Below are 12,777 nucleotides of genomic sequence, written 5' to 3'. Positions count from 1 at the left end.
ACCTAAATATCAACATCTTATACTTTTAACAATAAGCCTATTGTCCGCAAATGGACGATTTTCCCGACCAGTTACGGACAGTAATGTTGGTGCAAAGTAGAGACGCAATCCCTTGCGTCTCCTGACCGGATGGGTTTGCTGACGCACAGGAGACGCAAGGAGTTGCGTTTCTACTCAAGACAACCGCCGGAACAGCACAGGATCATTCACTGCGCAAACTTTTCACCGGATTCATCAAGGCGGCTTTGAGGCTTTGGAAACTGATGGTCAGCAGCGCAATGCCAACCGCCAGAACCGCAGCCAAGGCAAATACCCATACGCTGAGCGAGGTATGATAAGCGAAACTATCGAGCCATTGCGCCATAGCCCAGCCTGCCACCGGCGACGCAATCAAAATAGCAATACCAACCAGTTTTAGAAAGTCCTGCGATAGCAACGCAACCAGACTCGACACCGACGCACCGAGTACTTTACGAACCCCGATTTCTTTCGTGCGCTGCTCGGCCATGAACATGGATAAACCAAACAAACCCAGACAGGAGATCAAAATGGCGACGCTGGCAAACACCGTAAACAACGTCTGCTGCGTTTGCTCCAGGGCATAGAGTCGGCCAAAGCGTTCGTCCAGAAATTGATAATCGAAAGGACGTTGCGGAAAAAATCGCTTCCAGACTGCTTCCACTCGTTTGACACCAGCGGGAACGTTTCCCTTGATCGGAACGGACAGCCAGTTGAGGTTTTTGGTTGACATGACCATAGCAATGGCACCTACTTTCTGATGCAGCGACTCGAAATGATAGTCCTTCGTCACGCCGATAATTTGACCCTTAGTCGGGCCATATCGAAACGACTTGCCAATCGCCTGCTGCGGTGTCCAGCCCAGGAGCCGGACCGCCGTTTCGTTCAGTACGATCATGGATGTATCCGTGGAAAAAGACCGGGAGAAATTGCGACCAGCCACCATACCAATCTGATACGCCGGAATAAAATCGTAGTCGATCTGCAAACGACGCAGGTTGACCGTAATCGGGGCCAGGCTATCTCCTTTCTGCGCAGCGGCATCGTATGAATCCAGCAATCGGCCCGACGGAATCCGCGAGGAACGCCCCACCTCACCGACCACACCCGTTTCGGTCAACTGCTGCTTGAACGTCTCGTAGTTCGTTGTCGAGTCACCAATGTCGGGTAGCAACAAAACCTGATCTTTCTGAAAGCCCAGGCGATAATCCTGAATATAGGTCATCTGGTTGTAGACTACCGCCGTACTGATAATCAGCGCAACAGCAATGGCAAACTGCGTAATCACCAGCGTCTGTCGTAATGTACCGGTGCGAACAGCCGCTGTGATCTGCCCTTTCAGAACGCCGAGCGGTCGGAATGATGTCAGGAAAAACGCGGGATAGCTACCCGCTACCAGGCCCGTCAACAGCGTAATACCGATCAGAATACTCAGGAAAACCGGATCGACAAGCTGGTTAAAATCGAGCTGTTTGTGGGTGAAGCTATTCAGCGCGGGCAGGCACAGCATAACCAGCACTACGGCAACGCCCAGCGCGAACAGAACCACAATGACCGATTCACTCAGAAACTGACTGATGAGCTGGCTGCGCAAGGCCCCTACAACCTTGCGCATACCAACCTCTCTTGCGCGCCCAGCCGAGCGAGCGGTTGCCAGATTCATGTAATTGATGCAGGCAATGAGCAGAATGAATAAACCGATAGCCGAAAACAGGTAAACATACCGGATATCGCCGGTTGGTTCTACTTCCGAATCAGTGTGTGAATGCAAATGAATAGCCGCCACGTTCTGTAGGTTCAGCACCGACCAAGTCGATGGTTTGCTGCCCTCTCCGGCGCCCATGTGCTTGTCCTGAAACGCCGGTAAGGCCGCTTCCATCCGCTGTGGACTGGCACCAGCTTTCAGCAGCACGTAGGTGTTAAACGCGTTATTGCTCCAGTTCGTCCGCAATCCTTCGGCGCCATAGATGCGCGGGTCGTTCAGCGTAGAAAAAGACAGCAGAAACTGGGGATGAACGTGCGCCTGCGCAGGCAGCGGCTCGTAAACGCCCGTAACGGTCAGATCATACTGGTTGTCGAGCCGAACCGTCTTACCAATCGGGTTTTCGCGGCCGAAGTATTTCTCCGCCATTGGCCGCGAAAACAGAATCGAAAATGGATTTACCAACGCCTGGTCGGGATTGCCGCTCACAAACTGAACATCAAACACCTTGAACAGATTATGTTCTGCGAAGAACATGTCCTGTTCGTTGAACGCGTGTTCGCCGTACCGAAGCAGCCCACCATTGTTGAGGGTGCGAACAACCTGTTCAGCCTCGGGAAAGTCCTGTTTGATCAGCGGCCCAAATGGCGGAGCAATCTGCGCCAGCTTCAACGAAGCGCTTCCCTGCGACGACAGGAATGTCCGCGAAATCCGATAAATCCGGTCGACGTTTGTGTTATATCGATCATAACTCAGTTCGTCTCTGACGTAGAGCGCAATGAGCAGAAAACACGCCAGTCCGACAGCAACACCCGTGATGTTGATAAAGCTGAATGCTTTATGTTTCGTCAGATTACGTAAGGCAATTTTGATGTAGTTGCGGAACATGGCCTTATATTGATATTGATGGAGTACTGTGTTGATCGGCTATACGGCTCCAACCAGTAATTTACGCTGTACCTCACGATCGCCTTTTTTCATAAAGGCAATCGGAACAAAATCGTCCGTTGGCGCGCCGATGTAATAGAGCGACCAGTCCTGATCGTACTGCGACAGCATTTCCCGCAGACAGTCCACCCGGTCGAAGGTTGGTACGGTACAGTCGCCCCAATAGAAAAGCTCGACGCGGTAGTGCAGTTCGTGCTTTTTACCGTTGATGGTCACGTCAATTTCGATGTCCTGTTTGCCGGGTGCCGACGGGATGGGAATAGCGATGTGTGCCATAGTAGTTTAGATCTAGATAAGAAGAAACTTGATTTTCACTTCATTACTTACTCCGTTCGTAAACTCTTTACCGGATTCGTCAGCGCGGCTTTTAACGATTGAACGGAGACGGTCATGAGTGTGATCAGGACAGCCAGCCCAATCGTCAGCAGAAACATCCACCCCTCAAGTCGAATACGGTAGCTATAATCCTGTAACCAGGCATTCATCAGCCACCAGCCCAGTGGTGCCGCTACCAGAAAACCCAGTCCTATCAGGCGACCGAACTCACGACCAAACAACCAGAGAACTTGAAAAGCACTGGCTCCTAAAACCTTGCGGACGCCAATTTCTTTGCTCTTTGTTTCCACCATGAACGACACCAGCCCGTACATACCCAGGCAGCCGATCAGTATGGCAATCAGCGAAAACACTTGCGTCAACGCCAGCATGATGCGGTCCCCCCGGTAAAACTCATCCAGAATTTCGTCGACGAACTGGTGTTTGTAAACCTGCTCCGGGAAGAATTCAGTATAAATCGCTTCAACGGTTTTCAAGGTCTGAGGCAAATCGGCTGCGCTAACATTCAACGCAACTACGCGGTTTTGAACCGGGTCATTGACGATAACAACGGGCTTTACGGCGCTCCGTAATGAATTGGTATAGAAGTCATTGATGACCCCAACAATTGTTTTGTCCGTATTCCAGATGCGGAGTCGTTTGCCCAGCACACCGCCGGGCGAACGTACACCCAATCGGTTGACGACCGCTTCGCTCACGATTACTTCCTGATTGGTCGTGTCGTCCGAGCGAAAATTACGCCCCGCCAGTAATTTCATACCGAACAAAGGCAGGTAGTGCTGATCACCAATTTTCGCCTGAACCTCGAAGCCTTCCGGTTTTGTCCGCGTGTCGTACGAAAAAGGAAACTGATTGATATTGCCTGATGCGGGCGGCTGATTGCCCAGCGCTACCTCCCGTACCCCTCTGACCTGAGCCAGTCGCTGCTGTAAGGTCTCCTGTTTAAGCGGATCAATCAGAGTGGCTTCACCCTTTGGCAAGTCCACCAGCATAATTCCGTCTTTTTTGAAGCCGAGATCCGCCTGCCGGACGTGATGCAGTTGCGCCATCACGACAACAACGCCAATAGTGAACAACTGGGTGATAAAAAACTGAACAACAATCAATCCTCGGCGCAACGAAAAACCACCAATCGCCTGCGTTGTTAGCCGACCCCGCAGTGCTGCTATAGGATTGAAGCCAGCCATCATCAGCGATGGATAAAAACCAGCCAGTACCGTAACCAGCAAAACCGATGCGCTCAGAATCAGCAGCGGTTCTGGGTGCATCAGATCCATCAGCGACATGTTTGCGTTGAACACCGACATGGCACCATTCATGGCTGGAAGCCCAACGTTAGCCAGCATCAGCGCGACAACGACCGCAATCAGCACAATGATAGCAGTTTCGGCCATGAACTGACTGAACAACTGCCAACGGGTACTACCCATCACCTTCCGAACACCCACTTCTTTCGAGCGTTTCAGCGCATGGGCCGTAGCCATATTGACGAAGTTGATACAAGCCGAAATCACCAGAAACAAACCAACCAGGCTCATGGCGAACAAAATCGTTTTGTTCATTCGTCCGCCGTATTGGGTGTTAAAATGAATATCGCGGAGCGGTTGCAGTGCGAAACTATAGACCTTCTGATTATCAGAGCTGTAGTGCGTTTTCTGAATAGCCGGAAACACACCAGCCAATCGGCCAAGGGGTACATCAGGCGGCACAACAACGTAACACATAGCTTCACTATTGACGTTTGTCCAGTCTTGCAACGACTCACGGGCTCCCGTCATACCAGCAATGGTACTGTACGAAATATAAGCTTCGTAGTTGAGATTCGTATTGGCCGGATGGTCTTTGAGCACACCCGTTACCGTCAGATTCAGTTGGTTATCGAAGCGCAGTATTCGGCCAATCGGATTGGCATTACCAAAATATTTATGCGCGTATTTTTCGGTCAATACCACCGAATTCGGGGCCGATAAGGTTGATTTTGGCTCACCGATCAACCAGTCATAATCAAAGATGCTGAACAACTGCGGCTCCGCGAAGCAAATCGTTTTGGTCTCGTCAAACTTCGTGTACCCATTACCACGGGCAATTGTTACACCGACGGTTCGATTATGCAGACGCTCCAGGCGGGCGACCTGCTCCAGCATCGGATAGTCCCGACGCAGTACGTTACCCAGCGGCTTGGGTGTTCCCCGCGAGAAACGCACTTCCTCATTCCTGATCTGCGTGACGACGCGATAAATACGATCCGCTTTAGCGTGATGTGTGTCGAAACTAAGGTGAAATTCCGTTGTCAGATAAATCAGAATACCGCATGTCAAACCGACCGCCAGGCCCAGGATATTGAGCAGGCTATACGTCCGGTAACGCACCAGATTACGCCAGGCAATTTTGATATAGTTATAAATCATGCTAGTCGCTTTTCAAGGATTTGACCGGATTCATCAGGGCGGCTTTGATACTCTGGAAACTCACCGTCAACAAGGCGATGGCAACGGCCAGCAAACCCGCCAGCGCGAAAATCCACCAGTCGAGCTCAATACGGTAGGCAAAACCCTTTAGCCATTGGTGCATGGCAAACCACGCGACGGGTACGGCCAGAACGACGGCGATCAGGACCAGCGTCAAAAAGTCTCTGGACAGCAGGGCGATAATGCTGGTGACCGATGCGCCGAGCACTTTACGCACCCCGATTTCTTTGGTGCGTTGCTCGGCGGTGAACGCAGCCAGTCCGAACAGGCCCAGGCACGCAATAATGATGGAAATCGCGGCAAAAATGGTGAACAGCTGACTTGTTTTCTGCTCGGCTTCGTACATAAACGCGAAACGCTCATCCAAAAACGAATATGTGAACGGAGCCGGTGGGTTAAAGGCGTCCCATTGCTTCCTGAATGCATCAATGACAGGGGCCGCGTCGGCAGATTTTACTTTCACGATAATGGCCCCGGAGTTACGCCCTGACAGCATCATCAGAGGGCCGATTTTCTGCCGCGCCGACGCATAGTGGAAGTCTTTGACAACACCAATGATGGTAAACTCGCGCTGTCCGGAACGAACGATGGTTTTCCCCAGCGGGCTGTCAGTTCCCAAACCCAATTCGCGTGCCGCCGTCTCGTTGATGATCGTAGCCGCCGAGTCAGTTGAAAAGCCTTTCGAAAAGCTCCGGCCTTCTTTGAGTTGCATACCCAGCGTTTTCAAATAGTCCTCGTCGACCTGGTAAATCGCCGTTTGAATCTCGGCGTTGTGTTCCTTCCCATTCTCCCGTTTGACGTAGATCTGCGTTCCGGCCATATTGCTGGCCCCCACCGGAATACTGGACGATAGACTGGCCTCAAGTACTCGGCTATCTTTCTGAAGCTGCTGTTTGAAAGCCCGTTCGTTCTGTCCCAGCATGTACGAATCCTGAATGACCAGCACCTGGTCTTTATCAAAACCCATTTTCTTGTTTTGCATGAACCGCAGCTGCTGATAGGTCACCATCGTAGCCACGATCAGCGTTCCGGAAACGGCGAACTGGAAGATCACTAACCCATTTCTGAGGGTACTGCGACGGCTTGTCTGCACCGCTGATCCGCCTTTTAGAACCGCCGTAATTTTTGAGAAGGAAAGCAGAAACGCCGGGTAAGCACCCGCCAGCACACCAACAAAAAATCCGAATGCCAGCAGGGCAACCAGATTTCTTACCGTCAGCAGTGTATTAACCGAAATGTCTTTCCCCGCCAGATGGTTGAAATAAGGCAGCAGCAACACAACGACAACAACCGCCAGCAGTAAAGCCATAAAGGTGAGCAGCGTGGATTCGAGCAAAAACTGCTTTATCAGCTGGGCTTTGACCGAGCCCATCACCTTGCGAATGCCAATCTCTTTCGACCGACTTGCAGCCCCCACCGTCGAAAGGTTGGTGAAGTTAACAATGGCCAGCAGCAGAATAAAGACCGCCAAAATACTGAATATATACACCGAATTGATATCACCGTTGGCAGCCAGTTCATACTTCGTTGCCGAATGCAGGTGAATGTCAGTCAGGGGCATCAGGAAAAACCGGAACGTATTCACCGACTTCTGCGCGTCGGCCAAACTCACGCCCATGTCCCGCTGGATTTCCGGCACGACGTATTTGGCGACCAGTTCAGGGAATCTGGCTTCCAGTTTCTTCGGATCAGCTCCTTTGTTGAGGACCAGGTAGGTGTAAATGCCGACGTTGCTCCAAGTTGGTGATTTTGTTGTTAGATCACCCATGCTCAGAAACGCATCGAAATGGAAGTGTGTGTTGCTGGGCACTTTGTCGATTACACCCGTCACTCGGCGCGCTTCCTGTTCTTTACCGAAAAGGATAGTCTTCCCCATCGCCGAACTCGTCCCAAAGTATTTCTGCGCGAAGGCTTTGGTTACGACAAGCGTCCCCGGCTCGGCCAACGCCGTTTTCAGGTTGCCTTCCAGCAACGGAATAGAAAAGATTTCCAGGAAATTAGAGTCGGCCATAGCAATGGCTTGTTCTTTGAACTGCTTATCCCCGTAGCGCATAAACACCTCTCCCCACGGCAGCAGACGGGTAGCCGCCTGTACATCCGAGAACGCCTGTTTAATACCCGGCCCAACGGCCCAGTCAACATTCGAGAAATCAGTAAACCCACCGTTTTCGGTCAGGTGAAGTTCGACCCGGTACATCCGGTCTGCCTGCGCCGGATAGTGGTCGTAGCTCAGTTCATCGGTAACGAAAGCGGCAATCAGGATGCAGCAAGTCATTCCGACCGCCAGCCCCACGATGTTGATGAACGAAAAAGCCTTTTTCTTCATCAGATTGCGCCAGGAAATCTTGACATAGTTTGTCAGCATAGTTTTAGTTTTTTATGTAGAGACGCAACCCCTTTCGTCTCTACGGTTAGTCGCTTCGTAAACTCTTGACCGGGTTCATCAAAGCCGCTTTGATACTCTGAAAACTCACCGTCAATAAGGCAATAAGTGTTGTAAAGCAAGCCGCCCCAACAAACAGCCACACACTCAGCTGTACGTGAAATGGATACGTGGCCAACCAGCGATTTATGGATAACCAGGCCACCGGCATAGCTAGCAACAGTGACAACAGAACGAGCCAGCATAGATCGCGGGATAGCAAAGAGACAATCTCACCCGTTGAAGCGCCCAGCACTTTGCGAACCCCAATTTCTTTCGTACGACGCTCGGCGGAGAACGTTGCAATGCCGAACAAACCCAGACACGAAATGAACAGACAAAGCCCGGCGGCCCAGGTGATGATTTGCCGAAGCCGGGTTTCGAGTTCGTATTGTTTGGCAAGGATCGTATCGAGAAACTGGTAGTGATAATAATGTTGCGGAACGACCTGATGATACACGCGATCGAGCATAGCCATTGTCTGAGCCACGCGTTGCGGGCGTATACGAACCCAGATTTCTCCGAATGTCAGCGACGCATCGCCAATGAAAACCTGTGGCCGGATGTCTTCGTGTAGTGACGAAAAATGGTAATCCCGCACTACCCCCACAATAGTATAGATCTTACCCGTCCCGTCCGGAAACGTAACTCGCTGACCGATTGGCTTCTTCCAGCCCGCTTCCCGAACAAAACGTTCGTTGACCAGCGCATTGTCGAGCGTATCGGACGCATAAGCCGTCGAAAAATTACGGCCCGCAGCCAGGTTGATACCCAGCGTTGGCAAGTAATTTTCGTCGATGCGCAGGTAATTAACGTCGATTTCTTTGTCCTCCGTCCGTACGGTGGTGTATTCATCGAGCCGGTCTTTGGCGGTCACACTAACTACATCGGGCTGATTGGCGAGCTTCTGTTTAATTAGTTTTACCCGATCATCATTATCGTTCCGAATGGTCGGCAGCTCAATCCGAACCAGTTGTTCGGGGTTGTAACCAAGCGCTTTAGTGGTTAGAAAATCAAACTGGGCAAAAACGGCCAGCGTTGCCACGATCAGAAAGATCGACAGCGCGAACTGCACCACGACCAATCCCTGACTGAGGTGGTTTTTGCCCTGAAATCCAGCCCGTCCAGCCAGCACCCGAACCGGATTGAACCGCGATAGCACAAAGGCCGGATACGCGCCAGCCAGCAGCGTCGTGATGACGAGTAAACCGACGTAAAGCGCAATCAGGCGCGTATCGAGCAGGTACGACAGGCGAAGCTCCGTTCCGGCAATAGCGTTAAAGAAAGGCAGCACCAACTGGGCCAGTCCCAGCGCCAGCCCAAAAGCAATTGCACTCAACAGAAAGGACTCGCTCAAAAACTGCCCGATCAGCTGACCCCGTTGGCCGCCCATCACCTTCCGAACGCCCACCTCCCGCGCTCGGCGCAGCGACCGGGCCGTCGTCAGGTTGACAAAGTTGATGCAGGCAATCAGCAGAATAAACCCCGCAATTCCTCCCAGCAGATACAGTACCATTGGCGTATTGGGAGCCGCCAGTTCGTTTCCTCCGCCGTAGTCAAGCGTCAGGTGAATGGCCGACAGGGGTTGAAGCCCAAAGTGTCGCCGTTCTTCATATCCCCGTTCTTTGGCGGCCTTCGTCAGTTGTTCTTTACCCAGCGCCGTGAAAACCCGCTCAAGTTGCTGCTCAACGCGTGCGATTGACGCGCCAGGTCGTAACACAAAAAAGGTAGCCAGATATTGACTAAGCCACTGATCGTCCTGGTAGTTCTTGAACGGTAACACCATCTCAATTTGCAGGGACGAATTGGGCCGTGGGTTAGCCGCAACCCCTGTTACCGTGAAGGGTTCGAATTTTCCGTTGATTTCCAGGCTAAGTCGTTGACCTACTGCGCGCGTCGTTCCGAAATATTTCTGCGCCATTTTTTCGGTCAAGACCACCGAGTTGGCCGATGCGAGTGCCGATTGGGGCGACCCATCCAGCAGCGGCAACGTAAACGTCTGAAAGAAATTAGCATCGACATAATGAGCATCCTGATAAAACCCCTCGGTACCCCGCCGAACGTTAAACGACACACCCATCATCCGGGTCACAGCCTCAATCTCAGGGATACTGGCGGCAAACGCGGGCCCATGAACGGCCCCGGTATTACCCGTTCGGTTTTTGATTTCGGAACCACTCTTGTTGGTTGTTGTGGTTGTCAGTCGGTAGATGCGATCAGCGTTAGCCTGAAACCCATCGAAGGTCATTTCATTTTTCAGGTACAGCGTAACGACTAGCACACAGGTTAGACCAAGGGTCAATCCCGATAAATTAAGCAGGCTATAAACCCGTTGGTTGGCAATCGTCCGCCAGGCAATTTTGAGGTAGTTTCTAACCATAGTGTTGAGATGGTTATTTCTTCCCTGAGCGGGCGGTTTAAACCGCCCGCTCAGGGAAAGCTATTTATTCGCTTCGTAAACTTTTCACCGGATTCATTAGGGCGGTGGCAATCGTTTTGCTACCAATCGATACCAATACCAGCAACAGGATCAACAGAGCGGGCACCGCAAAAAGCCACCAGCTCAGTTCAATTCGAACCGCGTAATTGGCCAGCCAATTGCTGACCAATAAATACGTAATGGGCAGCCCGATCAGCATGGCTAGCAGGACCGTTTTTATGAAATCCTTCGAGAGTAGCAGCATCAGATTCGTGGTGCTGGCCCCGATTACTTTGCGAATGCCAATCTCCTTCGTTCGCTTGGAAACGGTAAACGTGGCCAGGCCGAACAGCCCTAAGCAGGAGATCAGAATAGCGAAACCCGTTAAGGCCCCAAACACCTGCTGAAAGCGATCATCGGCTTTGTACTGCTTGTCGTACTCGCTATCCAGAAAGAAATAGCTGAATGGCGAATACGGGAAATTAGCTTTGTAAACCTTTTTTAGCAGGGCGAGTTGCTCCGCCGTGTTTCCCCCCGTAAACTTCACACTGGCAAACGCGTCAAAAGTGGGCGAGTACATATGAATGATCGGAATGTAGGCCGCTTTGGGCGATTCGTAATGGTAATTTTTGACAACACCCCGAATCGTGGCCTGCTGCCCCCAGATATCTACCCGTCGGCCAATGGCTTCTTCGGGTGTGGCAATGCCCCAAAGCCGGAGGGTTTCCTCATTGACAATGAGTTGCCGGTTTGTCGCATCCGGGAAAGCCGCTTTCGTGGTGGCATCAAAGTTTTTACCCGCCAGCAGCGGAATACCCATCAGGTCGAGAAATGACGTATCGATCTGAGTCAGGTAGTAATTGTACGATGTTTTCTTAACAGCGTCCGACAAATTGATGCTTGTCGTCGTACCCATCTGGGCCGATCCCATACCCGGTACGGTGCCGGAAAGCGATACGGCCTTTACCTGTGCCTGATTGAGTAGCATTTGCCGAAACGTACCATAGTCCTTCTGAGCATTGCTTCCCACCGGGGCTTTCACGACAAGCGTATGGTCTATAGATACACCCAGGTTCTGTTCCCGCAGAAAATCGACCTGTCGGTAAACGGCGAACGTCTGCACCAGCAGAATCAGAGTAATCGCAAATTGAAAAACCACCAGCGACTTGCGTAGAAAGATACCTTTGGTAGAGTGCGAGAAATTGCCTTTGAGAACGGTGATTGGATCGAACGAAGACAGAACGAACGCTGGGTAAAACCCCGACAGCACAATGCTCAGCGACAGAAATACCCCGACGCTGCCCCAGAAAAATGCGTCCTGAAATACGGTAAAGCCTTCGGGCAAACCCGCCACCTCAACAAATACCGGACGTAGGACCGCGACCAACCCCACCGCCAGAAGCCCGGCAACGACATTGATCAGGACGGTTTCCGTGAAAATCTGTGCTTTTATCTGGCGCTGGGTAGAGCCAACAACCTTTCTCATCCCAATTTCGCGCGCCCGGTCGAGGGCTTTGGCTGTGGTCAGGTTCACATAGTTGACCAGAGCACTCAGGAGTACCAGAAACGCTACACCCAGCAAGAAATACACCGACTGTGCTTCGCCATTCGGTTCCGTTTCGAAGTTTTTGTGGGAATACAGATGGATATCGCCGATTTTCTGACCGATCACCCGATGATTTTTGAGCTTTTTTTCATTGACCAACCGCTCGTTGAAGGCCACCAGCGATTTTGTAAACCCTTCGTAACTGGCGTTATCGGCTAGTTGCAGGTAGGTCAGGGTGTTGTTTCCATTCCAGTTGTCTTCCCGCTCGCCAAAGTCGGACAGCATCGTCGGGTACGAGACCAGCATATCGAATTTCATGTGCGTGTTGGCCGGACTGTCCGGCACGACGCCAACTACGTCGAACAAGACGTTACCTTCCGATTTCGCAATCTTCAGGGTTTTGCCCAGCACATCCAGGGTATTGAAGTAGGTCAACGCCATTTTCTTCGTCAGAACAACCTGCCGGGGTCTGGTGAAAAGACCGGCGCGACTTCCCCGAAGTCGCGGATAGTTGAACATGGCAAAAAAGGACGAATCGACCGCATACACTTTGTCGACTAGGTAATAGGTCTCCCCAATCTGAACCGTCACGTTAGGCTCGCCAATCGGATAGGCGCGGGTGTAATTCACGACCTCACTCATTTTCCGTTTCGCTTCAGGTCCAATCGGAGGGTTCGTTTCCGTATCCTGCGCGTCGACCGTGCCACCATTCATGTAGTCCAGGGTAAGACGCACGAGCCGATTCGCCAACGGGTTTGTAGTCTCGTAACTCAGCTCAAAGCGCACATACTGAATGATCAGCAACGCCACGGCCAGCCCCGTAGCCAGCCCCACTACGTTGATGAGCGTGAACGTGTTGTCTTTCCTGAAGATTCGCAGGGCGATTTTTAGATAGTTGGTGAGCATGGTTATTCCGTT

Annotated in this window: 6 protein-coding genes; all 6 read right to left on the bottom strand. The window is 51.7% G+C overall.

Going from position 1 to position 12,777, the window contains the following annotated elements; all coding sequences use genetic code 11:
- Positions 1 to 202: 202 nt before the first annotated feature.
- Positions 203 to 2,608: an ABC transporter permease gene (locus tag GK091_RS20445; RefSeq protein WP_164041736.1), complete on the bottom strand. Its 2,406-nt coding sequence runs from the start codon at positions 2,606 to 2,608 to the stop codon at positions 203 to 205.
- Positions 2,609 to 2,647: 39 nt separating this feature from the next.
- Complete coding sequence (locus GK091_RS20440) at positions 2,648 to 2,944, bottom strand: hypothetical protein (protein WP_164041735.1); 297 nt, start codon at positions 2,942 to 2,944, stop codon at positions 2,648 to 2,650.
- Positions 2,945 to 2,991: 47 nt separating this feature from the next.
- Entirely contained in the window at positions 2,992 to 5,412 is a 2,421-nt protein-coding gene (locus GK091_RS20435) for an ABC transporter permease (RefSeq protein WP_164041734.1), read from the bottom strand.
- Between the two features lies 1 nt (position 5,413).
- Complete coding sequence (locus tag GK091_RS20430) at positions 5,414 to 7,837, bottom strand: ABC transporter permease (RefSeq protein WP_164041733.1); 2,424 nt, start codon at positions 7,835 to 7,837, stop codon at positions 5,414 to 5,416.
- Positions 7,838 to 7,883: 46 nt separating this feature from the next.
- On the bottom strand, positions 7,884 to 10,274 hold the full coding sequence (locus tag GK091_RS20425; protein WP_164041732.1) for an ABC transporter permease: 2,391 nt from the start codon (positions 10,272 to 10,274) through the stop codon (positions 7,884 to 7,886).
- Positions 10,275 to 10,338: 64 nt separating this feature from the next.
- Entirely contained in the window at positions 10,339 to 12,765 is a 2,427-nt protein-coding gene (locus tag GK091_RS20420) for an ABC transporter permease (RefSeq protein WP_164041731.1), read from the bottom strand.
- Between the last annotated feature and the right edge of the window lie 12 nt (positions 12,766 to 12,777).

This window comes from Spirosoma agri, assembly GCF_010747415.1.
GTDB classification, from domain to species: domain Bacteria; phylum Bacteroidota; class Bacteroidia; order Cytophagales; family Spirosomataceae; genus Spirosoma; species Spirosoma agri.
Note: the sequence above shows the minus strand (reverse complement) of the source record. Positions and strands in the feature narration are given on the sequence as shown.